This window comes from Pseudomonas sp. ACN5, assembly GCF_002303975.1.
In the GTDB taxonomy this organism is placed as follows: Bacteria; Pseudomonadota; Gammaproteobacteria; order Pseudomonadales; family Pseudomonadaceae; genus Aquipseudomonas; species Aquipseudomonas laurylsulfatiphila.
In genome coordinates, this window is sequence record NZ_MRCP01000003.1 from 524,889 (window position 1) to 551,051 (window position 26,163).

The window sequence follows — 26,163 nt, forward strand, 5'->3', positions numbered from 1 at the left end:
ATCTGTGGTGATTGATCTGGCGCCTTCGCGAGCAAGCCCGCTCCCACAGGGGATTTGTGTCGTGCACAGATCAAATGTGGGAGCGGGCTTGCTCGCGAAGGCGGTCGGTCAGACGCGGAAGGCTTGAACGGCGGTGTGCAATCGCCCACCCAGCACCAGCAGGTTCTCCCCTTGCTCACGACCTTCGCCAATGCGCAGCAAGTTATCCCCGCCCAACTGATGAATCCGCTCGCTGTGATCACGAATCTCGCTGACCGCGCCGCTTTGCTGGGCGGTGACATCGGCGATGCGCACCGCCGTGTCGGAAATGGTCTGGATCGCCCCGACGATTTTATCCAGCGCGCCATCGGCGGCCTGGGCCTGGCTGGCCGTGGCTTCGGCGTGTTCGACCTGGGCACGCATGCCTTCCACCGACTGCCGCGCGGCGGTTTGCAGCCCGGCGATCAGCGTCTGGATTTCTGCCGTGGCCCCGGCGGTACGTTGCGCCAGTGAGCGCACCTCTTCCGCCACTACGGCAAAGCCGCGGCCCATTTCCCCGGCCCGGGCCGCCTCGATGGCAGCGTTCAAGGCCAGCAGGTTGGTCTGGTCGGCGATCGAGCGGATCACCGTCAACACGCCGCCGATGGTGGCCGACTCCTCGGCCAGGTGTTCGATCATTTGCGCATTGCCTTGCACTTCATCCACCAGCGCATGCAGGCCGGTAAGGCTCAGGCCGATGACTTTCTGTCCGTGCTCCACGGCCAGGCCGGCGTGGCGGCTGGCGTCGGCGGCCTGGCTGGCGTCACCGGCGACTTGCTGAATGGTCGCTTCCAGTTCGCTCAGAGAGTCGCGGATCAGCGCCGTGTCGCCGGCCTGATGTTGCGCACCGTCATGCAAATCATTGCTCAGGTCCGCCAGGGTGCGGCTGCTGCCGGCCACTTGCTGTGCATTGAGGCGGATGGTCCCTACCAGGTCCACCAGATAAGCGCGCAGGCGGTTGAGCGAGGCTTCAATGTCATGCAGTTCGCGGTTGGTGTTGCCCAGTTGAATGTCGCGGCTGAAGTCACCTTCGGCCCAGGTCGACAGGGCCGGGGCGAGGTTGGTCAGGGTCCGGGCCAGTTTGCGCTGCAAGGTGTCGATCAGCAGCGCGATCAACAGAATCAAGCCGATCATCACGCCTTGCATCAGCCGTACTTCACCCTGGATCTGCCCGTGCTGGGCGCGTATCACCGGTTCCAGTCCGGCGATGGCCTGTTGCACGTCGGCGATTTTCAGGTGAGTCGCGCTGCTCAGGTCAGCGCGTTTGCCGATTTGATCGCGGGTGCGCGCGAGCTCGGCCGGGTAGCGGGTGAGCAGGCTGTTGAGCTCTCGCTTGAGGCCGACGCCGGCATCTTCGGCGACGGTTTTTTCCTGGTGCTCAAGACCCATCATCGCGGCGAAATCATCGGCGTTCGATTCGCTGCTGGAGGTCACCCCCAGCAAGGGCAGGGCATCGAGCTTTTCTGCCTGGGTGCGGATGTTGGTCACTTCACGTTCGACGTCGGCGGCCAGCTCGCTGCGGCCGCTACTGACCAGTTTGTCCCGCGCCAGGGACAACTTGCCCAGGTGCTGCGATGCGATGAGCAGCGGCGTCAGATAGGCGGCATTGCCACTGGCGTACTGGCTGAGCTGATCGAGACTGGCACCCAGTTCCCGTTCGGCCTGCAGCAGCAGGGCCTGCGGATCGCCGGCCAGTTTGCCGGCGGCCAGCAGGTCGGTTTTGCTGAATTCTTCAAGGGTCGACAGGCTCGGGCGCAAGGCCTCGGCCAGGGCGGGTGGCAATTCGCCGAGTTGTTTTTGCAGGCTGTCGATGCCTTGGGCGGCACTGTTCAGGCGCAGGGCATCGCCGCTGCCAAGGTAATCCTCGACGCTGCGGGCGACTTCATTCTGAAACTGCTGCGACAGGCCCAGGTAGCGCTCCATTAATAGATACGGACGCTCAAGGGCTTTTTGCGACCACCACAGCGTAGCGCCGAGGGCCACGCACACGGCCACCAAAAGGAGGGTATTGAGATTGGTCAGCAGCTTCAGGCGCATTAAGGACTACCAACGGCAGAAATGGTAAGCGCCTGAAGTTATTGCGTTTCTGTTACAGGGTTATGACCGAATCGGTCGATTCCGATGAAAAAGTGGCACTTTGCTTTGATGTGCGGGCGGCCTGTACGCGATTGCGTCCGCCGCCCTTGGCACGGTACAGCGCCTCGTCTGCCAGGCTGGCCATCATCAGGCTGTCGGAGCTTTCGCAGAACTCCACCACCCCGGCACTGAAGGTGCACCACAGGTCCTTGGGTTGGGCTGGGTAATGAATCTCGGCAAAACGCTGGCGGATTTCATCGAGCACGTTGTAGGCCGCTTCGATATCGGTGTCCGGCATGACGATGGCGAATTCTTCGCCACCGTAGCGGCCGATGAAGTCGGTTTTGCGCAGGCGTTGCTTGAGAAACAGCGCCAGGCTCTTGATCACCCGGTCGCCCATGGGGTGGCCGTGGCTGTCGTTGACCCGTTTGAAATGGTCGATGTCGAGCATGGCAAAGCTCAGTGGCTTGTTCTCGCGACGGGCGCGGAACGAGCAGTCTTCGAGCAATTGCAGGATGTGCGTGTGGTTGTACAGGCCGGTGAGACTGTCGCGGACCATCCGTGCCTTGAGGTTGCGGGCCCTTGCTGCGCGGTTGCGCACGGTGGTGATCAGGTGCCGGGGCTTGATCGGTTTGGTCAGGAAGTCATCGCCGCCCTCGCTCATGGCGTCGAGTTGCTTGTCCAGGTCGTCTTCGGCCGACAGGTAAATGATCGGCACGCTGACATAACGGTCGTTGTGACGGATCACCTTGGCCAGTTCCGTACCGGTGCAGGCCGGCATGTACATGTCGAGGATGATCAGGTCCGGCTGGAAGTCCGCCAGTTCGGCCATGGCCTGGATCGGCTCGATCAACGTCCGGGTGACGATCCCGGCACTGTTGAGCAGGCGCTCGGTGTGCAGGGCCTGGGCGCGGGAGTCGTCAATGATCAACACTTTATAAGGTTCGTACTGGGCGACGCAGGTCAGGACTTCGATTTTCTCCAGCAGGCTCGACGCTTCGAGGGTGCCGGTGAGGAACTCCTGGCCTCCGGCGCGCACGGCGGCGAGGCGGGTCGGTGTGTCGGTTTCGTGCAGGCTGAAGAACAGCAGCGGCAAGCGATGGTCCAGGCCTTCCTGGGCTTCGGCGGCCAGCTTCAGGCCGACGCCGGGGCCGCTGAAGTCCACGTCCATGACAATCGCCGCGGGCAAGCGCTCGACCATCGACGAACGAAACGCGTCTACGCTGTCCAGGGACTGGGCGCTGAGCCCGAAGAATTCCAGTTGTTTGGCCAGGCGCTCGGCGCGGTCGTGATCCTGCAGCATCACATAGATGGGCTTGCGCAGTGGCGGCAGGAAGGTTTGATCGAGTTGGTCGCCATGGCGCAGGCCGGTGCGTGACAGGCGCTGCATCAAGCGGTTGAGGTCGGTGATCAGACCGCTGCTCAGGCGTCCGCGGTTGGCGTCGACCGCCTCCAGGGATTGACCGATATGACGCGCCAGTTGCGTGTGTTCCGGTTGTTCGAAGCGCTCGGCGAAACGCAGCAGGCGCAGATTGGCCTCGCTCAGTTCCGACAGGTCGGCGGTGGACCACTCGCTGCGTTGCAGGCGCTGCCATATCTCAAGAATCTGACGAGCCTGATGAATTACCCGCTGGGCAAAGTGGTGCTTGAGGCGCTCGCGGCTGGGGTCTTCTGGCTCGGTCATATCCTGACTACTAGTTAGGGTGCACACTGAGGTCGACTGGTGGCTCTATGCTAGCATCACTTTTCCGTTACATGAGTGCTGTACGTCAATAATCTGCAATGCAACCTCATTCAGTTTGTGACCGATCAGTCTGGTTTTGGCCTTTAAAGTCGCGGTGTGCGGGTGTGAAGCGCTTTATTCAGGGCACTTGGTGGGCGTGGGGCGGCAATTGAAGTGTGACCTGCATTTGGAGATTCATGATTTTCCAGCCTCTGCGCAGTGGCCCTTTTTTTCGGTTTCGGGGGGTAGGGGATTCCCTTAGGCGGTAGTTCAGGGCATTAGCCGGATTTTGAAGGTCGTAGCGTCGTCGGGAGGCCAGGAACATTTTTCATCCACAAGCTTGGTAATTTTCCGCATCGGTGCAATGGCGGGTGCCGGGCCAAGGCACGTTGTTGTATGGTTGTGGTCGAACCGTTGAACTCAAGAGATTGAAAGGATATCGCCATGCTGGACTGGAAGAACCGCACAGGCAGTGCGCCTGAACGTACTGCTGAACCGAAGTCGGAGGCCCGCAGTTACCTGGGCGGTCTGTTGTTCAGCCGGGCGCTGGCCACTCTGCTGGGCATCTACCTGTTGGTGGCGAGTGTCCTGGGCTGGTACTGGAGCCAGGAGCCGGCGCTCTTCCCGGTCCAGCAGACCGCACAACTGGCGGCCGAGAAAGAAGGCAAGCAGATGGTCGTCGGCTACACCACGGTGGAAACCCTCAAGACCGTCGCCGGCACCTTGCTGACCAAGCCAGGCGGCTATATATCCAACGACCGTTTCCCGCCAGGCCTGTGGATGGACAACATGCCGAGCTGGGAATATGGCGTGCTGGTGCAGGTCCGCGACCTGAGCCGGGCGTTGCGCAAAGATTTCGCCCGTTCGCAGTCGCAGTCCGCCGAAGACGCCGACCTGGCCAAGGCCGAGCCGCGTTTCAACTTCGACAACAAGAGCTGGGTGCTGCCGTCCAGTGAGTCCGAGTACCAGGAAGGCATCAACTCCCTGAGCCGCTATCAGGCGCGCCTGTCCGATCCGAACCAGAAGAGCGCGCTGTTCTATGCCCGTGCCGACAACCTGAACAACTGGCTGGGTGATGTCGGTACCCGCCTGGGTTCGCTGTCGCAACGGCTGTCGGCCAGTGTGGGTCGGGTCAAGCTCAACACTGCGCTGAAGACCGAGGTAGTGACACCGGGTGTGGCGCCGCAAGTCGACGAGGAAATCGTCGAAACGCCATGGCTGCAGATCGACAACGTGTTCTACGAAGCCCGCGGCCAGGCCTGGGCGCTGTCGCACCTGTTGCGCGCCATCGAAGTCGACTTCGCCGATGTGCTGGCCAAGAAAAACGCCACGGTCAGCGTGCGTCAGATCATTCGTGAGCTGGAAGCCTCGCAGGAGCCGGTATGGAGCCCGATGATCCTTAACGGCAGTGGCTTCGGCGTACTGGCCAACCACTCGCTGGTCATGGCCAACTACATTTCCCGGGCCAACGCCGCGGTGATCGATTTGCGTCAACTGCTCAATCAGGGCTGAGTCATGGTCGAAAACACCAGAGAAGCCGCACACCGCGCGGCTTCCGATGCCGAACAGATCGCCTGGGTAGACGAGCAGGACAACCTGCTGGGCGCCCTGGTCCGTTCCGATTTGCGCGAGCGCGGGCTGATCGGGCGCGGTACCTACATCATGTTGTTCAATTCCGCTGGCGAGCTGTGCGTGCATCGCCGCACCCTGAGCAAGGCGATCTATCCCGGTTACTGGGACGTGGCGGCGGGGGGCATGGTGCTCGCCAGTGAAACCTACGCCGAATCGGCGGCCCGGGAATTGGAAGAAGAACTGGGCGTGAGTGGCGTGGAGCTGACCGCCCATGACCATTTCTTCTTCGAGGACACGGGCAATCGCCTGTGGTGCTCGGCGTTCTCGGCGGTGTGGGACGGCCCGTTGACCCTGCAACCGGAAGAGGTGCTCGAAGCACGCTTTATCCCCATCGATCAGGTCATGCTGGAGATCGCGGAAAAGCCTTACTGCCCGGACTCTCTGGCGGCGTTGAAGCGCTATCTGAAGGCTCAACAAAGCAACGTCGCAAAACAGCTATAAATTGGCGCCGATTGGCTCTTAGCAATCGGCGTTTTTGCCGTTACACTGCGCGACCTTTTTAAACTGTAACGGTATCGCTGTAACTGTAGGAGCGAGCTTGCTCGCGATGGACGTCAACGATAACGCGGGCATCCAGAATGAACGCGTCGTCCTTGAGTTCATCGCGAGCAAGCTCGCTCCTACAGAGAAGACGCGTTTTGTCCGATGGACGTTAGCGTGTTTCGAAAAAGCTCTGCCGTTTCAGTAGCGCTGCCCCTGCCTGAGTGGGGCTTCGCGGTCGATAGCCTTCCCAAGTGCTGCGACCAGTCTTTGTCCTCCGAAGAGGATTGCCGGTGGCCAAAAAAGCCGCATCCTTCGCCGCCCTGGGCGGCCTGGTATTTTCCACCGACGCAGGTCGTCATTGCCCGGAATGCTGTAAACCGGTGGACGCCTGCATCTGCAAACAGACCGTTATCCCGGCCGGCGACGGCATTGCGCGCGTGCGTCGCGAAAGCAAGGGCCGTGGCGGCAAGACGGTGACCACCATTACCGGTGTACCGTTGGCTGAAGATGCGCTCAAGGAACTGGCCACGACGTTGAAGAAGCGTTGCGGAACCGGTGGGGCGTTGAAAGACGGTGTCATCGAAATCCAGGGCGATCATGTCGAGCTACTCTTGGCAGAACTGATCAAGCTCGGTTTCAAGGCGAAGAAATCCGGCGGCTAGCAGCCTCTGTGAAAACCACCCTCGGCTTGATCCGGTCCTGATGGCATTCAGGCCTGGCGCCGTCCACATGGTTTTCACAGAGCCTGTTCATGACCGGTTTCTAAACTCACTGCGGTCGGCGGGGTCTATTGCCTCGTTGACGAACCGTCATTTTCATTCTTTAGACTGCGCCGGCCTGAATCCAGGCGACGCACTATGACTTCTTTATAGGGGACTTCGATGTCCGTACGACGCACACGCAAAGACGATGGCAGCCAATGGACAGTTGCGGACAGCCGCAGTGTTTACGGGATTCGCCATTGGGGGGCCGGGTATTTCGCGATCAATGACGCCGGTCGCGTCGAAGTTCGTCCGAACGGTCCGAGCAGCTCGCCTATCGACCTGTTCGAGCAAGTCGACCAGCTGCGCAAAAGTGGCCTGTCCTTGCCGTTGCTGGTCCGTTTCCCGGACATTCTGCAAGACCGCGTGCGTCAGCTGACGGGCGCATTCGACGCCAACATCGAGCGTCTGGAATACCAGAGCAAGTACACCGCGCTGTACCCGATCAAGGTGAACCAGCAGGAAGCGGTGATCGAAAACATCATCGCCACCCAGAACGTTTCCATCGGTCTGGAAGCCGGGTCCAAGCCTGAGCTGCTGGCGGTGCTGGCACTGGCGCCGAAGGGCGGCACCATCGTCTGCAACGGTTACAAGGACCGCGAGTTCATCCGCCTGGCGCTGATGGGCCAGAAGCTCGGCCACAACGTGTTCATCGTGATCGAGAAAGAATCCGAAGTCGGCCTGGTGATCGAAGAAGCGGCCTCGCTCAAGGTCAAGCCTCAGGTCGGCCTGCGCGTGCGCCTGTCGTCCCTGGCGTCGAGCAAGTGGGCAGACACTGGCGGCGAGAAATCCAAGTTCGGCCTGTCGGCGGCGCAACTGCTTTCGGTGGTCGAGCGTTTCCGCGCGGCCGGCCTGGACCAGGGCATTCGCCTGCTGCACTTCCACATGGGCTCGCAGATCGCCAACCTGGCGGACTACCAGCACGGCTTCAAGGAAGCGATCCGTTACTACGGCGAATTGCGCAACCTCGGCCTGCCGGTGGACCACATCGATGTCGGTGGCGGCCTGGGCGTGGACTACGATGGCACGCACTCGCGTAACGCCAGTTCGATCAACTACGACATGGACGATTACGCCGGTGTCGTGGTCGGGATGCTCAAGGAGTTCTGCGATGCGCAGAGCCTGCCGCACCCGAACATCTTCTCCGAAAGCGGCCGTTCCCTGACCGCGCACCACGCCATGCTGGTGATCCAGGTGACCGACGTCGAGAAACACAACGACGACGTGCCACAGATCGAGAACAAGGAAGCGCTGCCGGAAACCGTACAGTGGCTGGTGGACCTTCTGGGTCCGACCGACATCGAGATGGTCACCGAAACCTACTGGCGCGCCACGCACTACATGAGCGATGTTGCCTCCCAGTACGCCGACGGCAAGCTGACCCTGGCCGAGAAAGCCCTGGCCGAGCAATGCTACTTCGCCGTGTGCCGTCGCCTGCACAACTCGCTGAAGGCGCGCCAGCGTTCCCACCGTCAGGTGCTGGACGAACTCAACGACAAACTGGCCGACAAGTACATCTGCAACTTCTCGGTGTTCCAGAGCCTGCCGGACACTTGGGCCATCGATCAGGTCCTGCCGATCATCCCGCTGCACCGCCTCGACGAAGAGCCGTTGCGTCGTGCGGTGCTGCAAGACCTGACCTGTGACTCCGACGGCAAGATCAACCAGTACGTCGACGAGCAAAGCATCGAAACCAGTTTGCCGGTGCACGCGCTGAAGGAAGGTGAGGACTACTTGCTGGGTGTGTTCCTGGTCGGTGCCTACCAGGAAATTCTTGGCGACATGCACAACCTGTTCGGTGACACCGACTCGGTGAATATCTACCAGAACGCCGACGGCAGCGTGTACCACGCCGGTATCGAAACCCACGACACCATCGAAGACATGCTGCGTTACGTGCACTTGTCGCCGGAGGAGTTGATGACTCACTACCGCGACAAGTGCGCCAGTGCCCGCATCAGCGCAACCGAGCGCACGCAGTTCCTCGATGCCTTGCGTCTGGGTCTGACCCGTTCGTCTTACCTGTCTTCCTGAGGTAAGTTCCACGCTCATCAGGTTGTCTGAAAATTTTCCTTCTGCCTCGGAAATTTCAGATGACCTGGTGCGGCAATTCTCCGATTCCATGGGAAATTACCTGCGTTTCGACTACTTAGCGCATTTGGTCTTCTTTTCGCGTAGGTTATTTCCTAAGTTGTATTTCGGCACTCTACTCGGCCATGTCTCTCAGCGAGAATCCCCGGCCGCCCCTCCCGTAGAGAAACGCCGATGTTCAATCCAGTCAGCGAACCGTTATTTCGTCTGGATGTTGCAGGTTTGCCCGACTCCCTTGAGGTCCTGGCCTTTACCGGTAGAGAAGCCATCAGCGAGCCGTTCGTGTTCGACCTGGAGCTGCTGATCGATGACCCGGTGCTTGACCTTGCCAGTTTGCTGTACCGCCCGGCCTCCTTGCATTTCGGGCCAGCCGGAAACCATGTGCATGGACAATTGCATGAACTCGTCCAGCGTGATCATGCCTCGGGGCCCCGACTATGCCAGGTGCGCCTGGGACCAGGACTGGCTTGTCTGGCCCAGCGCTTCAGCCAACGAATCTTCAGTGCCCGTTCGGTGCCGCAAATCCTCGATCAGGTGCTCAAGGAGCACGGCATTACCGGTAAAGATCGACGCCTGGCGCTGAGCGGCGACCACCCGCCCCGGGATTTCTGCACGCAATATCAAGAGTCGGACCTGCAATTTGTCCAGCGACTGTGCGCCCAGGAAGGACTGCATTACCACTTCGAAAACTGGGTCGGAGGGGGCTGCGTGGTGTTCAGCGACGATCAGCAACATTTTCGCACCGCAGAGCCTGCGGTATTGCGCTGCGAGGGCGATCGGCCGGCAGTGCGGCAGCTCGAACGCCAGCGTAGCGCTGCGACAGCGGCGCAATGTGTCGAGTGCCGGACAGACCTGGCGACCTTGCGCAGCGGTCGGGTGATGCCGCTGTCCGGTCATCCGGTTGCCGATTGCAATCGGCTCTGGCTGGTGACCCACGTTGAACATTGGGGCAGCCAGGATACGGCGACGCCCTACTACAACCAGGCCCGTGCCCTGCAATGGCCGGCCCGCTTCGAGCTGCCCTGCGCGACGAGCAAACCCCAGATGCACAGCCTGCAGCGGGCGTGGGTCGTCGAGGTCGATGAGCAAGGCCCCGACCCGGCAAGGCCGGTACCGGTGCAATTCGACTGGCTTTACCAGGGCGAGGGGGCAGCGCCCAGTCACTGTTGGCTGCCATTGGCCGGGCCGTTGCAGGCCGAGACGTACTCGCCATTGCGCGAAGGAACCGAGCTGGTCGTGAGTTTTGTCGAAGGTGATCCCGATCAGCCGCAGATAACCGGGGTGTTGCATGCGCCGGCAACGATCGAGGAGATGAGCGCGGACACTCCCCAGGTCATCTGTACCCCTGATGAGGGCCTGGAGCAATGGTTGCACTCGGCAGAACCGCTGCTGATGCTGTGCCTGCTGCCCGGCGGTGGCAGTTTCAATCATTGCGCACAGGCGTTGTGCACCTGTCGTCTGGCGACGCAGCTTGGCCAGAGCTCTGGAGCATGATCGTCGCACGCACGCCCGAGGCGCCCCCGCAGTGGTTGTTGCTGGATGTGCCGGGCACGCCGCAGGCGGGTGTCACGCTTCGGCAGATGTTTGCACAAGCCCGGTGGTATGGGTTGTTCGAAAGGACGGAGTGGCATGCGCTGCGAGCGCAGGGGCCGGTCCTGGTCGATCTGCGCACCTGCCCGGCACTGGCCGATCTGTGCATCGTCGACGGCCAACGCTGGCCCGGATTGCTGATGGTCAGCGAGGCCGGCGCTGCGCCGTTGCTCGCGCATTTACGGCGCATGCTTACGGTTACGCTTGGCTTGCACCGGGCCCTTTTGAACTATTACAACCCGATCACGGCCAGCTATTTTTTCGATGCTTGCGATGCCGCTGAACTGAGTCGCTGGCTAGGGCCCATCCAGCAGTTGCGTTGGTTCGGCGGCAGTTGGGCCGATCGCGCAACGGGATGCGAGGGGTGGCAGCGTTTATCCAACCCCGGGCTGGCGGTCAGCCCGTTGGCCGTCGAGGAGAGCCTCAGTGCCGGGCAACAGGAAAAACTGCAAACCTGCCTGCTTGAACAACATGCCTGGCGCTGGAACCGATCCACCGGGGCCGATTTCTCCCGCCTGTGGGCCCGTGTGCAGGAAGGACTGGCGCTGGGTTTCAGCGAGCGCCCGGTACTGGATGGCTGGATATGGCTACGTTTGCAGTATCCCGACGCCGTGCCCATGCAGCCATTGCCGGGCAGGACTCAGCAGGAGCGCCTCGATAGCCTGCGCCACCGGTGGCAGAACGACCAACCCTGGCCATGAACTCGAGCCACTCAGTGAGTGCTGCCGGCAAACCAGCCATCGTGACGGCGCAGGCGCCAGGCGATCACGCCGAGGGTCAGGCTGCGCAGCAGCATGAACAGCAAAAAGGTTATCCACAGGCCATGGTTGCCCCAGCCTTGCAGTGCCCAGCCGAAAGGCAGCACCAGCACCACGGTCAGCAGCATGCCGTTGCGCATTTCCCTGGCGCGGGTGGCGCCGATGAAAAGGCCGTCGAGCAGGTAACTCCAGACGGCAATCAGCGGCAGTACGGCGAGGTAGGGCAGGTAGATGAACGCGGTGTCGCGCACACTTTGAATGTCGGTCTGCATCTCGATGAACAAATGCCCGGCGAACAGAAACAGCGCGGCAAAGCCCAGGCTCGCGAGCAACGACCAGCCGCCCGCCACCACCAATGATCGGCGCAGGGCATCGCGGTCGCGGGCGCCGAGGGCGTGCCCGCACAGCGCTTCCACGGCGTGGGCCAGGCCATCAAGGGCATGGGCCGTCAGCAGCAAACCGTTGAGCAGCAGGGCATTGGCCGCGACCGTGGCGTCGCCCAGCCGCGCGCCCTGCACCGTGATCAGAAAAAACACCGATTGCAGCGCCAGGCTGCGGATGAAGATGTCGCGGTTGACCGCCAGCAATGGCCGCCAACTCTGCCACAGCGCCAATGCCGCCCAGACGATATGCCCGGGATAGGCACGCAGGGCCTTGCGGGTCATCAGCAAGCCGATCAGCGCCCCCGTCCATTCGGCAATCACCGAGGCCCGGGCGGCACCGACCACGCCCCATTCGAGGCCAAGGACGAACCACAGGTTCAGGGCGATATTGACCAGGTTGGTACTCAGCAAAATCGCCAGCGGCGCCCGGGCATTCTGGGTGCCGAGAAACCAGCCGACCAGTGCATAACTGGCCAGCGCGGCGGGCAGTCCGAACAGGCGGGTGTGGAAAAACTCGCGGGTCAGCTGATCGAGCTCCGCCGACGGTTGCATGAAGTGCAGCGCCGCTGTGCTCAACGGCACGCCCACAGCACCCAGGACCAGGGCCAGGCCGAAGGCGAGCAACAGGCCTTGCAACAGAATCTGCCGCAAGGCCGCACCATCCCCGCGTCCGGCCGCCTGGGCGGCGAACCCGGTGGAGCCCATGCGCAGAAAACCCATGGCCCAGGCAAGGAAGGTATACAGACTGGCCCCGACCGCGACGGCGCCGAGTTGATGGGCGTGGGGCAGGTGACCGATGACGGTGCTGTCGACCAGTGCCACCAGCGGTACGGAAATGTTCGAAAGAATCATCGGCGCGGCGAGTGCCCAGACCCGGCGATGGGTAGGGCGGTCGCGCCAGTCGGCGGTCAGGTCGGACATGCAGGCTCCTTGGGGGAGCGGGCATTGTAGCGGCAGATTCAGAGCATGCCGTGTATTCAATTGTGGGAGCGGCGGTGCGGCGATCCGACTTGCTCGCGAAAGCGGTCGTCCAGTCAATATTGATTCGACTGACACTCCCTCTTCGCGAGCAAGCCCGCTCCCACAGTGTCCGGTGGGGTCAGTGGATGATCCAGCTGAGCAGCCAAAGCCCCAGCATCAACCAGATGATCCCCATGATGAAGGATGCATTGAGAAAGGCGCGGATCGCCGTCCACAGCAGAATCAGACCGAGGATCAAGGTCACGATGCTGACGACCGAAGTCTCCATGCCCAGCGCCTGGGACAAGCCTTCGACAAAATTGCTGCTGGCGTTGCTCAACAGATTGAACAGCCCACTGAGGCCATCAACGATGAAGCGGATGATCGAGCCGAGTACCTGGCCGAGCCATTCGGAAAAACCTTCTACCTGCATGGAGTGAACGTCCTGATTAAAGAGAATTGAGCCTTGGGTTGTCGATCATGCTGCCGAGTTCCCACCAGCATAGAGGGTTGCACCGTAACTGTGGGAGCGGGCTTGCTCGCGAAGGCGGCGTGTCAGTCGAATCATTATTAACTGGACAACCGCTTTCGCGAGCAAGCCCGCTCCCACAAAAAGACAATGCCAACCGCTCAATCTTTGTCACTTGCCTTCACTCGTCATCCCCCCGAAGCTATACGCCTTCAGGAGAGCCCGATGAACCTTGTTGAACTGACCGAACGCCTGCACGCCATCCGTGACCGCAATGACTGGCGGCAATTTCACAGTCCGAAAAACCTGGCCATGGCCGCGAGCGTGGAAATGTCCGAGCTGGTGGAGATTTTCCAGTGGTTGACCGAAGACCAGTCACGCCAGTTGCCGGCGGACAAACTCGCCCATGCCGGGCAGGAAGTCGGTGACATCGTGCTTTATCTGTTGCTGCTGTGCAGCGAGCTGGGCCTGGACATGGAGGCCGTGGTGCGCAGCAAACTGGCGGACAGCGAGCGGAGGTTCAGCTGATGAGCGACCGTCATTTCGATCAACTGGCGACCCGTTTCGCCGAAAAAATCTACGGCGGTGCCAAAGGTGCGATCCGTCTGGCGGTGTTGCAGGCCGATCTGGCCGAAGCCTTGCCCGATCGCCCGCTGCGTGTGCTGGACATCGGCGCGGGCCTTGGCCACATGTCGTTGTGGCTGGCCCAGCGTGGCCATCAGGTGACCCTCGCCGAACCTGCCGAACCGATGCTCGAAGGCGCCCGCCAACGCTTCGCCGATGCCGGACAGAGCGCCACCTTCATTCAGGCACCCTGGCAGGAACTGCTAGGGCAGCTCACCGAGCCCTACGACCTGGTGCTGTGCCACGCCGTGCTGGAATGGCTGGCCGAACCCCACGCCATCCTGCCGGTGCTGCATCAACTGACCAAGGCCGATGGTTGGCTGTCCCTGGCGTTCTACAACCGCGATGCGCTGATCTACCGCAACTTGCTCAAGGGCCATTTCCGCAAGATGCGCAAGAACGACATGGCCGGTGAAAAACAGAGCCTGACCCCGCAGCAGCCCCTTGATCCGCGTGAACTGGCGGCGCAACTTGAAGGTCTATGGCGGGTCGAAACCCAGAGTGGCGTGCGGGTTTTTCACGATTACATGCCGGTGGAATTCCAGGCTCGCGCCGAGTTGGTGGACCTGCTGGAAATGGAACTGGCCCACCGCCGTCATCCAGCCTATGCCGGGCTTGGACGTTACTTGCACTGGATCTGTCGGCCTGTCTGATCGGAGCACGCAATGAAAAGTCATTCAGGTGTACTGCTGTTCTGCCTGGGGCTGGCCGCCTGTCAGGGCAGCAACCCTTATGTCGCCACGTCCAACCCTTTGCCTCCGGCACCGCCCCAGGCCGCCAAGACTTTCGACCGTAGCGCTTATCCGGCAGCACCCCGTGACTATGGGCGCTACCGCAGTTGGGCCTGGCTCGACGGGCATCTGCCACCGGGCACGGCCTGGGCGGACTCGGCGCAGGTTGCCGAAGCGGTCAGCAATGCGCTGGACCAACGCGGCTTGCGCCCGTTGCACGACAATCGTCCGGCCGACCTGTTTGTCAGCGCCGACCTGCGCCTGGAAACCCGCTTGCGCCAGGTTCAGGACGATTACGGTTACTACGGCGGTTACGGTGGCTACGGACCGGGGTACGGCATGTACGGCAGCGTGCCGATCGTACGCACCTATTCGGAACAGGTCGTGGTGGTTCAGGTGGACATGTTTGACGCCAAAAGCGGTCAGCCGATATGGAGCTCCAGCGCTGAAACCGGCAACCGGGGCAGCGAAAGCGAGCGCGCCGATGCCATACGGGAGGCTGTGGAAAAGGCGATGTCGGCGTATCCTCCCAGTTAGCTTCTGTAGATAAGAAGCATTTCGCAGGAGAACCATCATGTTCCGCCGTTTCATACTACTGGCCATGGTCGCGCTGCTCAGTGCCTGCGCCGCCAACCAGGTCAATCATGACTTCGACGCCAGCCGCGACTTTGCTGCCTATCGCAGCTGGACGTGGAAAGAACCCGCCCTGCAATACCGTCCCGATGATCCACGGATCAAGAGCGACCTGACCGAACAGCGCATCCGTCAGGCGGTAGCCGATCAACTGGACCAGCGCGGTCTGCGCCCGGCCGCCGCGGGTGCCAAGGGTGACTTGAATGTGCAGACCTACCTGATTGTCGAAGAGCGGCAACAGCAGGTGACCACCAACTACGGCGGCGGGTGGGGGTACCCGTGGTATGGCTACTACGGCGCGCCCATGTATAACGAAACCCGTAATGTCAGCTACAAGGTAGCGACCATCCAGATCGACCTGCTCGATGGCAAGGACGGCAAACTGGTGTGGCGTGGCAGTGACGAACAGATACTCAGCCGCACACCGAACCCGTCGGATCGTCGTGATGCCATCCTGGAAACAGTCACGCGGATATTGGCCAACTATCCACCGCACGCCACTTAGAATCAGCCAGTCTCTCAACCCCTGTGTTCCCACAGGGGTTTTTATGCTCGACACTTGCGAGCCTGGGGATCGACCTGAACCAGGTCGAGGTGGGTGCCAACCTCGGTTGTCACACGGGACGCCCAGCCCAGGTGATCTAGTCCGTCAGCACAATCGGCAGTTCGATGCAGAAACGCGCGCCCTCGGCGGAGTTCCTGACGCTCAGCTTGCCGCCCATGTTCTCGACAATGCCATAGCTCACCGACAGCCCCAGACCGGTGCCGACACCCACCGGTTTGGTGGTAAAGAACGGCTCGAAAATCCGCTCCAGCAAACGCGGGTCGATACCGCCGCCGTTGTCCTCGACCCACAGGCGTACCGCGTGTGTATCCCGTTCGGCGTACACCGAAATCCACGGTTTGAAATCGGGGTTGGCCTCGCGCTTGCCGAGCAATGCATCCCGGGCGTTGACCATCAGGTTGATCAGCACCTGCTCAAGCTGATCGACGTAGCCGCGCACCAGCACATCAAAACCGGTCTCGCTGATGCGCAGGTCGACACCTTTGCCGCGCATCCCTTCGGACAACAGCGCCAGTGTGCCTTCGATGGCCTGGGCCGGGTTGAACGGTTGCTGCTCGATTTCCGAGCGGCGGCCGAACACCCGCATGTGGTCCACCACCCGCGCGGCGCGTTGCACCTGGCTGTCGATGCGGGTGAGCTTGTCGATCAGGTAGTCGACCTGTACGTCGCCGTTGCTGAGGCGCTTGAGGACATTGACGATGGCCATGCGTATCACGTTCAACGGCTGGTTGAGCTCATGGGCCAGGCCGGTGGCCATTTCACCGAGGGTGGCCATTTTCGCGCTTTGTGTGAGCTGCTGCTGCGAGCGTCGTACCTCGGTGTTGTCGCGTCCTACGGCCTGGACCTCGAGCAAGCGTCCCTGTTCGTCGAATACCCCGCGATCGGACCAGACCCACCAGGCGTGTTCGCGCCCGGGCAGTTGCAGGTTGATCTCGGCGGTGCTGACCGGAAACTCCGGGCTCAACTGGTTCAGCCGCCGGGTGAATGCCTCGCGCTGTTCCCCGGACATCCAGTTGCCCAGATTCACCCCCGGCAATTGCTCGGGCGCCAATTCCAGATAGGTGGCCAGCGGGCGGTTGCCGAAGGTCAGGGTCAGGTCCGGCTGGTAGCGGCAGATCATCGCCGGCGAGTCTTCCACCAGAATTCGGTAGCGTTCCTCACTCTGCCTGACCTGCTCGGCCGCCAGGGTCGCTTCGGTGACGTCCAGCCACAAGCCCACGGCTTCCACCGGCAAGCCGAGGTCGTCGCGCAACAATTTCGCTTCATCCAGCAGCCAGTGATAGTCACCCTGACTGTCGCGCAGCCGATAGCGGGCGCGCACCGAGCCTTCACGCAGCAGCCGTCGCGTGCGCTCGAAATACTGCAGGCGGTCGTCGGGGTGTACCCGCTCCACCAGCGCCCCGGGTGCGCAGTCGGCCAGGGTCCAGCCGAGCAACGGGAGCAGGCTGTCGCTAAAGAACACCGGTTGCAGAGCGCCTTCGTCATAGCGCTGTACATAAATCACCGCCGGTGAACTGGCGATCAGATTGTCCAGGCGTGCATGGGCAGCGGCGGCGCTCTGCTGCTGATTCTTGATGTCGCTGATGTCGTGCATGAAACCCACCAGCCGACGGTTTTTGCCCACGCCCAGCGCTTGGCCTTGCAGGCGATACCAGACGGGTTCGAGTGCATCGTCGGGGCGATACAGGCGCACGCACAACAGCAGTGGCATGCCCGACACCTGCAAGTCCTGCAGACGGATGCGCAGCTCTTCGCGGTCGGCGGGATACACCTGGTCGAGCCAGTCCTGTACCGATAAACGCGATGTTCCAAGGTTCAGGTTCGTCGCCAGCGAAGGTGCCAACTGCACCTCTTCGCTGTCGCTGAAAATTTCCCACCAGCCTGTGCCCAGCAACGCTTGCAGCGACTCCAGGCGTTCCAGTTGCAGGTGATGTCGGTGCTCGCGCAAGCGTTCAAGCAAGGGGCTGGCGAGCGCGGCGGTGATTTGCAGCCAATCGCGTTCGGTGACATCGGGGGCGCGTTGTTGCGGCGTGTAGAAACCGCACAGCAACCAGGCGACCACCCCTTGCGCATCGTGGTAGGGCACGGCGAAGCCATCGTTATTGCCGAACGTGCCTTGCAGGCGCGGGTGTTCGCGCGGGATCAGGTACTGGGGTGCCGAGCCGCTCAAACTGTCCAGCCCCGTGCCCAGGCGCTGGTCGTTTTGCCATAGCTGCGGTGCATCGAAAGCCGTGTAGTGCTGGTGAATCTGCCAACCCTGCTCCTGCTCATCGAGCAAGGCCAGGGCAATGCAGGGGATCTGAAAACGCTGGGCCAGGCTTTGCAGTTGTTCGCCCAGCATCTCGGGCAGACGTGTCAGGCTGCACAGGCGCAGCTGTTCGGCGATTTGCAGCACCAGCACCTGGCATTGCTCGCGGTTGCGCGATTGCCGGCGTTCGAGCAACAAGTCGCCGATGTCGAGCATCTGCAACAGCCAGGCATCGGCCAAGGGTTGCACCCAGCCGCGCAAATGCAGGGGCGGACCATTGAGACTGTAGAAGTCCAGGTCCAGGGTTTGTCCCTGCCAGTGCGCCGGCGCGCCTTCGATGACGAGGCCGCTGTGGGGCAACAGGAAGTCGAGCAGGTGTGGTTCCTGTGTGCCGGGGGGATGCTGGGCCAGCAAGTGCCGCAGCGGACCGCTCAATTGAACGACACGCCCATCGGCATTGAGCTGCATCTGCAATCCGAAGCTGTGCACCCGCAGTGTTTCCGGCGGCTCCGGTGGGGGCGGCGGGTGGCGGTGGAGCAGGCGCCCGAACAATTTATCCCCGGCACTCAAAATTGCAGGCTCGCACTGGCCGTGAGGGTCGCCGGCAGATTGGGTACCCGACCGATGCCGGGCAGGTTCAGGAACGGAATGACGGCGCTGATTTTATTGGCGGGGTAATGAATGGCGACGGTCAGCAATCCCAGGGCGAACTCTATCGCGGCGGCACCTTTTTGTTTGTGGGGGAGTCTGGCTTTCATGAGTGCGTCTACCCTGACTATCACTGAGTAATGTCAGCATAGAATCATTCCGCCAAAACGGAGGTTTTTACCGAGTGCAGAGCTTTAAACTCATGGCCGCCCCGGGTCTTGCGACGGACGGTATGCACGTGCCCGGCACGTTTACGGGTGCTGGATTGGCCAGTGTTTTCTGGCTGCTGCTAGCGTCAAGAGTCTGGCTCCTGTGAGTCAGGGGCTTAGAACCTGCTTTTTTATATGGCGCCTGAAATGTCAAAGAAACAGTCATTTGCACCGTTCGTGCGGGTGGGGCTGATGCTGACATTCACCTGGCTCCACTAGTCGGCCCTTATATGTTCACAGCCGGAAACTACGTCTACTTTTCAGGCAGGCGGGCAAGGGACAGACCAATTATCAGATTTCGTGTGAGTTGGGGATTATCAAGAACACGGTGAAGTTGTATGTGTCGCAGGTGTTGAGGTTGACGCATATGCATAAGCGGACGCAGTTGGCGTTGGCCTTGTCGCCCAGTAATTCCGGGATGCGGCAGTGGTTTGCGGCGCACTGATTTTGTGTACATATCCGTTTCTGCGGTAATGGCCGCTTATGGTTTCGCCCTGACGGCGACTCACGAGGCCTCCCGAGGGGGCGGTTGGATCAAGATCAAGAGCTGCAGGCGAGCTAACGCTCTGCCTGATGAGTGGTAAGAGGCGTGGGTTTACCCCGGCCCATTGTGGGAGCGGGCTTGCCCGCGAAGGCGGTCTTACAGTCAACCAATCCTGTGTAGTTTTCCTCAAGTCCCGAGGACACCTCTGACACGCTTTTCAGGTTGTCCGTCGGAAGCGCGATCTCTAGCCTTTGTCGGTCGCTGAAAATTCAGCGTCCGGGCGTCGCGGCTCGATTCCTAAGGCATAATCGCTCCACCTGACGACAACACTTTCTTGTGTCTGTCGTTCTGTGTCATGGCGACTGTGCGCGGGATACCTTCGGGTATGCCGAGCTGCCTCTGGGATCGGTCCGCGAACCCGCGTACAGCTGCCACCCCAATTTGCTTCGCGGCAATTTGGACGTGGCTCCATTTCATCCCAGAGGTGCAACGATGATTAAACCCACCCCCAATCCACCCAAACAACCCGCCGTGCACAAACCCAGCACGATGTTCGTCATCGCCCCGAACATCGACACCGAAACCCTGCTGGCCCACGCCTGTGAATCACTGGCGTCGGCGAGTGTGATGGCGAGTGATTTCGCGGGTTTTCTGCAGGGCTCGCAGCGCAATACGCTGCTGGGGATTGCGCAGGTGATCATGCTGGGTGAGATGGCGGTGAACCGGGCGTTGGATAATCTCGATCCGCAAGACTGACCACGGAGCTTTGTGGCGAGGGAGTCCTCCCGCTCGGGTGCGTAGCGCCCGCCCGACAAGCTTCCTCGCCACAGGCATCGGCCTTGTCAGGCCACCGGCCGCCAATGCCCGACCATATGCTCCAGCTCTCCGACACCCACCAACTGAAAGTCCCCGCTCGCCCCCGGCTCGCTGGCCAGCAGCGTCACCTCACCGGGCAACCGCACCGGCTTCTTGAACTGCACGGCGATCTCGACGTTCGCCACAGGCAGGTGCCCGGCCAGTGCCGCCAACGTGCGCGCCTTGTTCCACAGGCCATGGGCGATGGCGGTCGGGAAGCCGAAGAGTCGGGCGCTGGCCGCGCTCAGGTGGATCGGGTTGTAGTCGCCGGACACCTTGGCGTATTGCCGGCCGATGTCCGAGGGCGCTTTCCAGTGTTCGACTTCGTTCATGTCCAGACTCGTTACCAGGTTCTCCTCAAGTGGTTCGCCCTCGAGTTTGACGCCGCGGCAGAGCATCCGGCTTTGTGCCTCCCACAACGGCCCCAGTTGATCGTCGAGGGTGGTCAGCAAATCGAACGTCGCGCCTTTGGCGTGGGGTTGCAGGTTCTGCACCTGCACGCTGACACGCGCCCGATTCACCCCGCCCATGGGGCGTAGCAGACGAATCCGATTGCTCAGGTGAATCAGGCCCAGCAGCGGGAACGGGAAGTCCCTGGCCGTGAGCAATTGCATCTGCAAGGCAAAGCCGAGGATATGCGGATAGGTCGGCGGCAGCAGGCCGTTGTCGGCAAAGCCACAGACCTTGCGATAGGCCGCCAGGCGTCTGGGATCGACGTCGACCCAGCAGCGCAAACCCGAATCGGGCAGGGTGGTGCCGGTGATTTTTCGCCGTGTCGCCGCTCGTGCGTACAACCCCGGGAGGCTGGGTTCGCGGTTGAGAGTGTGCCAGTCGGTGATCATCCTCAAGCCCCCAGAACGCTTTGCCCGCATACGCGCAACGCTTGCCCGGTGTATGCGCCGGTGCCCGGTTGCGCGAGCCAGGCCACGGCTTCGGCGACGTCCTGTGGCAGGCCGCCCTGGCCGAGGGTGCTCATGCGCCGTCCGGCTTCACGCAGGCCAAAGGGGATGTGCGCGGTCATTTGCGTTTCGATGAATCCCGGTGCCACGGCGTTGATGCTGATGCCGCGTTCGGTGAGCAGCGGCGCCCAGGCTTGCGCCAGGCCTATGAGCCCGGCCTTGCTCGCGGCGTAGTTGGTTTGCCCGCGATTGCCGGCGATGCCGCTGATGGAGGCCAGCAGAATCACCCGGGCGTTGTCGTGCAGGGCGCCGCTATCGAGCAGGGCTTTGGTCAGCACTTGCGGTGCGTTGAGGTTGACGGCCAGTACGGCGTCCCAGAAGTCCGGGGTCATGTTGGCCAGGGTTTTATCGCGGGTGATGCCGGCGTTGTGCACCACGATGTCGAGGCCGTCGGGCAATTGTTCGATCAACTGCGCGGCGGCGTCTTCGGCGCAGATGTCGAGGCTGATGCTGCGCCCGCCGAGGCGTGCGGCGAGGGCTTCGAGATCGGTTTTGGCCGCGGGCACGTCGAGCAGGATGACGTCGGCACCGTCACGGGCCAGGGTCTCGGCGATGGCGGCACCAATGCCGCGTGCTGCGCCGGTAACCAGTGCCTTACGCCCGGCGAGCGGGCGCGTCCAGTCGCTGACGGGCGTCGAGCACGGATTCAGGCGAATGACCTGCCCGGACACGAAGGCGCTTTTGGGCGAGAGAAAAAACCGCAGCGGACCTTCCAGTTGCGCCTCGGCCCCTTCGCCGACGTAGATCAATTGCAGGGTGCCACCGCTGCGTAATTCCTTGGCCAGGGAACGGCTGAATCCCTCCAGGGCACGCTGGGCACTGGCGGCGAACGGGTCACGCAGGGTTTGCGGATCGCGTCCGAGAATCACCAGGTGCGCACAGTGATCGAGGTTCTTCATCAACGGCTGGAAGAACTCACGCAGTTGCTTGAGCTGATCGGTGTGCAGCAGGTCACTGGCGTCGAACACCACGGCCTTGAGTTTCGGTCCGTGGCCGGGAATCCAGGCCGTGGCCATCGAAGGCTCGGTGCCGTAGCTGTAGATCGCGTCGGTCAGGCGGTTGGCGAAGGCACTGACGTGTTCCGCCAATGGCCCGCCGCCGATCAGCAGCGCACCTTCCACGGGCCGCAGCCGGCCTGCCTGCCAGCGCTCCAGTCGAGTCGGTGCCGGCAACCCCAGGGCACCGACCAGGCGATGGCCGATGGACGAATTGGCGAAGTCGATATAGCGGTCAGACATGGAACGCGCTCCGAAAGCTGAGGTTCAAAGTGTGGACCATGAATGGCGATCAGTCGTTCGATCCACGAGATAAGGCCTACGCTTGGTTACAGCAGATTAGTTTGTCGCAGGACTTATGGTGCACGCAGTCCCTGTGGGAGCGGGCTTGCTCGCGAAAGCGGAGTGTCATGCAACATTGATGTCGACTGACACGACGCCTTCGCGAGCAAGCCCGCTCCCACAAGGGGCAGTGTTCAGTTCAGATAATTCATCAGGAGTTCCTCATGACCCAGCTGCGCCGCGTCGCGATCATCGGCGGTAACCGGATTCCTTTCGCCCGCTCCAACGGCCCCTACGCCACGGCCAGTAACCAGGTGATGCTCACCGCTGCCCTCGAGGGTCTGATCGAGCGCTACAACCTGCATGGCCAGCGCATCGGCGAAGTGGTCGCCGGCGCCGTGCTCAAGTTGGCGCGGGACATGAACCTCACACGCGAGTGCGTGCTCGGCTCGCGGTTGTCGCCCGCCACCCCGGCCTACGACATCCAGCAGGCGTGCGGCACCGGGCTGGAAGCGGCGTTGCTGGTGGCGAACAAGATTGCCCTGGGCCAGATCGACTGCGGCATCGCCGGTGGCGTGGACACCACCTCGGATGCTCCGATCAGCGTCAGTGAAGGGTTGCGCAAAATCCTCCTGCAAGCCAATCGCGCGAAAACCACCGGCGACAAACTGAAGACCTTCCTGCAATTGCGCCCCAAACATCTGATCCCCGAGTTCCCGCGCAACGGTGAGCCGCGCACGGGGTTGTCCATGGGGCAACATTGCGAGCTGATGGCCCAGACCTGGAACATCCCGCGCGAAGCCCAGGATCAATTGGCGCTTGAGAGCCATCAGAAACTGGCGGCGTCCTATGCCGAAGGCTGGCACAACGATCTGATGACGCCGTTCCTGGGGCTCACCCGCGACAACAATCTGCGCCCGGATTCGACCCTGGAAAAGCTCGCCGCACTCAAGCCGGCCTATGAGAAAAGCGCCAAGGGCACCCTGACGGCGGGCAACTCCACGCCGCTGACCGACGGGGCGTCACTGGTGCTGCTGGGCAGCGAGGAATGGGCGAAGGCGCGAGGGTTGCCGATTCTCGCGTATTGGCGTGACGGCGAGGCGGCGGCGGTGGATTTCGTCAACGGTGCCGAAGGGTTGTTGATGGCGCCGGTCTACGCCGTGCCGCGTTTGCTCGCGCGCAATGGCCTGAGCTTGCAGGACTTCGACTACTACGAAATCCACGAAGCTTTCGCCGCGCAAGTGCTGTGCACATTGAAGGCGTGGGAGGATCCGCAGTACTGCAAAACCCGTCTGGGGCTCGATGCGCCGTTGGGCTCTATTGACCGCAGTCGGCTCAACGTCAAGGGCAGTTCACTGGCGGCAGGGCATCCGTTTGCCGCCACCGGTGGGCGCATCGTCGCCAACCTGGCGAAGTTGCTGGATACGGCGGGCAAGGGGCGGGGGCTGATTTCGATTTGTGCGGCGGGTGGGCAGGGTGTGACCGCGATCATCGAACGCTGAGTTAAAACAACTGTGGGAGCGGGCTTGCTCGCGAAAAGGGCATCAGCTTCAACATCAATGTTGACTGCCATACCGCTTTCGCGAGCAAGCCCGCTCCCACAATTGATCTCCTATGTTCACAAGTGTCGTGTTTACAGACGACCTTCAGTGGTGTTGTTGCGAATCAGGTGCGGAACCTGCGCACCAGCCCGTCCAGCTCGTTCGACAGCCCGGCCAGGCTCTGGGAGTCCAGGCGTGCCGAGTTGGCCAATTCCGCCACCAGTTGCGCATCGCCATGGATCTGGCTGATGTGCCGGTTGATGTCTTCGGCCACTTGATGCTGTTGTTCCGCCGCCGTGGCGATCTGGGTGTTCATGTCACGGATCACATCCACCGACTCGCGAATCTGCCCGAAGCTGTTGCGCGCCTCACCGATGCGCGTCACCGATTGCTGGGACACTTCCAGGCTGGCGTGCATCTGTTGGGTCACCTGGCTGGTGCGTTTGGCCAGGTTGCCCAGCAGTCCGTCGATTTCCGCCGTGGAGTCGGCCGTGCGCTTGGCCAGGGCTCGTACTTCGTCGGCCACCACGGCAAAGCCGCGGCCTTGTTCACCGGCCCGGGCCGCTTCGATCGCGGCGTTCAGCGCCAGCAGGTTGGTCTGTTCGGCGATCGAACGGATGGTCCCCAGGATCGACTGAATGTCGTTGCTGTCGCGCTCCAGTTGTTGCATCGACTGGGCTGACTGTTCGATTTCCTGGCTCAGGCGATCAACGCTGTTCACCGCCGCATCGATCTGTTGCTGACCTTCGCGCGCCTGGCGCTGGCCACTGTCGGCGGATTCCGCCGCCTGGCTGCAAGAGCGCGCAACTTCGTTGGCGGTGGCGACCATTTCGTGGAACGCCGTGGACACCATGTCCACCGCTTCGCGCTGGCGTCCGGCGGCTTCGGCCATGTCGCTGGAGACCTGGGTCGAACTCTTGGAGGTGGCGAGGATCTTGCCCGCCGCGCCGCCGATGTTCTGGATCAGGTTGCGAATCGCGGTCAGGAACTGGTTGAACCAGTTGGCCAACTGCGCGGTTTCGTCGTTGCCACGGATTTGCAGGTTCTGGGTCAGGTCGCCTTCGCCTTGGGCGATGCCTTCCAGGCCGCTGGCCACGCTGCGGATCGGACGCACGATGAGGCTGGCAAAACTGGCGCCGACGATGGCGAAGATGACGGCCAGGACGGCGGCGATGATGGCGATCAACCAGGTCAACCGGGTCGCGGAGTTCATCACGTCGTTCTGTTTGATCAGGCCGATGAAGGTCCAGCCCAGTTGCTCCGACGGCCAGACGTTGGCCATGTAGCGCTCGCCGTTCAACTCCACTTCCACCAGGCCCTTGCCGGCCTTGGCCAGTTGCGCGTAGCCCTCGCCCAGGCTGTTCAGCGGTTTGAAGTTGTGTTCCGGTTGTTTCGGATCCACCAGGACCGTGCCGGTGTTTTCCAGCAGCATCAGGTAGCCGGTTTCACCGAGCTTGATCTGTTTGACGATTTCGGTGAGCTGCTTGAGCGTCACGTCGATGCTGACCACGCCACCGTTGGTGCCCAGCTTGTTGTCGATGGTGCGCACGGTGCTGACGTAGGTCGCGTCGTCCTGGGCCCAGTAGTAAGCCTCGGTGCGAAACGGCTTGCCCGGCTTGGCCTGGGCGGCCTTGTACCAGGGGCGCTGGCGTGGGTCGTAGTTGTTCAGCTTCGGATCATCCGGCCACGACACGTAGCCGCCCGCCGCCGTGCCAAGGATGGCATAGGCGTAGGACGGGTGGCTGTTGCCCAGGTCCTGGAGCAGGGTGAAGACCTTCTTGTCCATCTCGCCCTGGGGAACACTCTCGGCGTTGGCGGCCATGTAAGTCTTGAGGCTGTCGTCGGAGTTTCGGATCAGCGGCTGCTTGGCCAGGTAATCGACGTTCTGGCTGATGCTGTCAAAGAACAATTGCATGGCGTTGCTGACCTGACGAATCTCTCGGGCACTGCCGTCGATAAATTCGTCTCTGGCATCACTGCGCAGGTTCAGCACAACGAGGGTGGCGACCAGCACCACGGGCAGGCAGGCGATGATTGCAAACGCCCAGGTCAACTTCTGTTTGATGTTCATCCGCGCTCCAGATTTTCTTGTAGGCCCACGCAGTGCAGATGACTCGCGGTTTATTGGCAGCCGTAATCGTTCTTGGTCAACCCGGGTCCTTGAGTGCGGCATCGCTTTTGTTGTGGCAGCGATTGTCGGACAAATCACTTTGTCACTAAGGACTTCGGCTGTTGTCGGAGGAAATTGAGGCCTGTTGGGAAAAATCCTACGGAAGGTACGAACTGTGGAGTCAGCTTCTGTCGCAATTGCCCTCTTTGCCCTTGCACAACAAGTGACGCAGGCTCGGCTATGATCTGGAACGATCCGTGGCGGTCGTCGGTTTTATCCGATGAAATCGGCACATTGTGTGCTTCTGCAATGATCATAAGTCGGCAACCCCTCCC

At 61.7% G+C, this 26,163-nt stretch carries 20 protein-coding genes and 4 pseudogenes; 14 read left to right on the forward strand and 10 right to left on the reverse strand.

The features are described 5' to 3' along the window. Positions 1 to 108: 108 nt before the first annotated feature. Together BSF40_RS08435 and gcbA are read right to left on the reverse strand one after the other, a co-directional pair. A complete protein-coding gene (locus BSF40_RS08435; RefSeq protein ID WP_095964768.1) occupies positions 109 to 2,055 on the reverse strand; it encodes a methyl-accepting chemotaxis protein in 1,947 nt (648 codons plus the stop codon). A 52-nt stretch (positions 2,056 to 2,107) separates the two neighbouring features. Next, positions 2,108 to 3,778 (reverse strand): diguanylate cyclase GcbA, encoded by a 1,671-nt coding sequence (gcbA, locus tag BSF40_RS08440; RefSeq protein ID WP_095964769.1) that lies wholly within the window; start codon positions 3,776 to 3,778, stop codon positions 2,108 to 2,110. A 483-nt stretch (positions 3,779 to 4,261) separates the two neighbouring features. Here gcbA and BSF40_RS08445 point away from each other — a divergent pair, with 483 nt between their 5' ends. The 6 genes from BSF40_RS08445 (at position 4,262) to BSF40_RS08475 (ending at position 11,075) form a co-directional block, all read left to right on the forward strand. Further along, positions 4,262 to 5,329, forward strand: coding sequence for a DUF2333 family protein (locus BSF40_RS08445; RefSeq protein WP_095964770.1), 1,068 nt, complete (start codon positions 4,262 to 4,264; stop codon positions 5,327 to 5,329). Positions 5,330 to 5,332: 3 nt separating this feature from the next. Next, positions 5,333 to 5,890, forward strand: coding sequence for an NUDIX hydrolase (locus BSF40_RS08450; RefSeq protein WP_095964771.1), 558 nt, complete (start codon positions 5,333 to 5,335; stop codon positions 5,888 to 5,890). 332 nt (positions 5,891 to 6,222) lie between these two features. Then, a complete protein-coding gene (locus tag BSF40_RS08460) occupies positions 6,223 to 6,594 on the forward strand; it encodes a translation initiation factor Sui1 (protein WP_095964773.1) in 372 nt (123 codons plus the stop codon). Between the two features lie 219 nt (positions 6,595 to 6,813). Next, positions 6,814 to 8,727: an arginine decarboxylase gene (speA, locus tag BSF40_RS08465; protein WP_095964774.1), complete on the forward strand. Its 1,914-nt coding sequence runs from the start codon at positions 6,814 to 6,816 to the stop codon at positions 8,725 to 8,727. A gap of 231 nt (positions 8,728 to 8,958) precedes the next feature. After that, positions 8,959 to 10,278 carry a type VI secretion system Vgr family protein gene (locus BSF40_RS08470; protein WP_095964775.1) on the forward strand — a complete coding sequence of 440 codons (1,320 nt, stop codon included), beginning with the start codon at positions 8,959 to 8,961 and terminating at the stop codon, positions 10,276 to 10,278. Next, positions 10,275 to 11,075, forward strand: coding sequence for a DUF4123 domain-containing protein (locus BSF40_RS08475; RefSeq protein WP_095964776.1), 801 nt, complete (start codon positions 10,275 to 10,277; stop codon positions 11,073 to 11,075). Before BSF40_RS08470 ends, BSF40_RS08475 begins: the two co-directional genes overlap by 4 nt. Positions 11,076 to 11,086: 11 nt before the next feature. Here the strand turns inward: BSF40_RS08475 and BSF40_RS08480 are convergent, their stop codons facing one another. Both BSF40_RS08480 and BSF40_RS08485 read right to left on the reverse strand, forming a co-directional pair. After that, positions 11,087 to 12,436, reverse strand: coding sequence for an MATE family efflux transporter (locus BSF40_RS08480; protein WP_095964777.1), 1,350 nt, complete (start codon positions 12,434 to 12,436; stop codon positions 11,087 to 11,089). A gap of 178 nt (positions 12,437 to 12,614) precedes the next feature. Continuing rightward, the gene (locus BSF40_RS08485; protein ID WP_007971346.1) at positions 12,615 to 12,908 is read right to left on the reverse strand and encodes a hypothetical protein; all 294 of its coding nucleotides are present in this window, start codon (positions 12,906 to 12,908) and stop codon (positions 12,615 to 12,617) included. Between the two features lie 261 nt (positions 12,909 to 13,169). On the opposite strand from BSF40_RS08485, the gene BSF40_RS08490 reads away from it, so the two are divergent. From BSF40_RS08490 to BSF40_RS08505, 4 genes are read left to right on the forward strand one after another with little or no spacing between them, the layout of a single operon-like run. Next, positions 13,170 to 13,472 carry a MazG-like family protein gene (locus tag BSF40_RS08490; protein ID WP_007971343.1) on the forward strand — a complete coding sequence of 101 codons (303 nt, stop codon included), beginning with the start codon at positions 13,170 to 13,172 and terminating at the stop codon, positions 13,470 to 13,472. Beyond that, positions 13,472 to 14,221, forward strand: a complete 750-nt coding sequence (locus tag BSF40_RS08495; RefSeq protein ID WP_095964778.1) for a methyltransferase domain-containing protein — start codon at positions 13,472 to 13,474, stop codon at positions 14,219 to 14,221. Before BSF40_RS08490 ends, BSF40_RS08495 begins: the two co-directional genes overlap by 1 nt. A 12-nt stretch (positions 14,222 to 14,233) precedes the next feature. Beyond that, positions 14,234 to 14,836, forward strand: coding sequence for a DUF4136 domain-containing protein (locus tag BSF40_RS08500; RefSeq protein WP_095964779.1), 603 nt, complete (start codon positions 14,234 to 14,236; stop codon positions 14,834 to 14,836). 37 nt (positions 14,837 to 14,873) lie between these two features. Then, positions 14,874 to 15,437 carry a DUF4136 domain-containing protein gene (locus BSF40_RS08505; protein WP_095964780.1) on the forward strand — a complete coding sequence of 188 codons (564 nt, stop codon included), beginning with the start codon at positions 14,874 to 14,876 and terminating at the stop codon, positions 15,435 to 15,437. A 136-nt stretch (positions 15,438 to 15,573) separates the two neighbouring features. Here the strand turns inward: BSF40_RS08505 and BSF40_RS08510 are convergent, their stop codons facing one another. Then, positions 15,574 to 18,315, reverse strand: coding sequence for an ATP-binding protein (locus BSF40_RS08510; protein WP_095964781.1), 2,742 nt, complete (start codon positions 18,313 to 18,315; stop codon positions 15,574 to 15,576). Then, positions 18,312 to 18,446: pseudogene (locus BSF40_RS08515) on the reverse strand (pilus assembly protein); the annotation flags it as partial. The gene BSF40_RS08510 and the pseudogene BSF40_RS08515, both read right to left, overlap by 4 nt. Before the next feature lie 143 nt (positions 18,447 to 18,589). On the opposite strand from BSF40_RS08515, the pseudogene BSF40_RS32980 reads away from it, so the two are divergent. From BSF40_RS32980 to BSF40_RS08530, 3 genes and pseudogenes are all read left to right on the forward strand, one after another. Next, a pseudogene (locus tag BSF40_RS32980) lies at positions 18,590 to 18,821 on the forward strand (prepilin peptidase); the annotation flags it as partial. 49 nt (positions 18,822 to 18,870) lie between these two features. Then, positions 18,871 to 19,047: pseudogene (locus BSF40_RS08525) on the forward strand (LuxR C-terminal-related transcriptional regulator); the annotation flags it as partial. A 531-nt stretch (positions 19,048 to 19,578) separates the two neighbouring features. Then, positions 19,579 to 19,842 (forward strand): DUF6124 family protein, encoded by a 264-nt coding sequence (locus BSF40_RS08530; protein WP_095964783.1) that lies wholly within the window; start codon positions 19,579 to 19,581, stop codon positions 19,840 to 19,842. An 86-nt stretch (positions 19,843 to 19,928) separates the two neighbouring features. Here BSF40_RS08530 and BSF40_RS08535 read toward each other — a convergent pair whose 3' ends face one another. Together BSF40_RS08535 and BSF40_RS08540 are read right to left on the reverse strand one after the other, a co-directional pair. Next, on the reverse strand, positions 19,929 to 20,783 hold the full coding sequence (locus BSF40_RS08535; protein WP_095964784.1) for a MaoC/PaaZ C-terminal domain-containing protein: 855 nt from the start codon (positions 20,781 to 20,783) through the stop codon (positions 19,929 to 19,931). A 2-nt stretch (positions 20,784 to 20,785) separates the two neighbouring features. Then, positions 20,786 to 22,138, reverse strand: coding sequence for a 3-oxoacyl-ACP reductase (locus tag BSF40_RS08540; RefSeq protein WP_095964785.1), 1,353 nt, complete (start codon positions 22,136 to 22,138; stop codon positions 20,786 to 20,788). Between the two features lie 263 nt (positions 22,139 to 22,401). On the opposite strand from BSF40_RS08540, the gene BSF40_RS08545 reads away from it, so the two are divergent. Further along, positions 22,402 to 23,679: an acetyl-CoA C-acetyltransferase gene (locus BSF40_RS08545; RefSeq protein WP_095964786.1), complete on the forward strand. Its 1,278-nt coding sequence runs from the start codon at positions 22,402 to 22,404 to the stop codon at positions 23,677 to 23,679. 163 nt (positions 23,680 to 23,842) lie between these two features. On the opposite strand, the gene BSF40_RS33470 is transcribed toward BSF40_RS08545, so the two are convergent. Continuing rightward, positions 23,843 to 24,610, reverse strand: coding sequence for a methyl-accepting chemotaxis protein (locus tag BSF40_RS33470; protein ID WP_371319548.1), 768 nt, complete (start codon positions 24,608 to 24,610; stop codon positions 23,843 to 23,845). 90 nt (positions 24,611 to 24,700) lie between these two features. Further along, positions 24,701 to 25,891: pseudogene (locus tag BSF40_RS33475) on the reverse strand (cache domain-containing protein); the annotation flags it as partial. Positions 25,892 to 26,163: the final 272 nt, after the last annotated feature.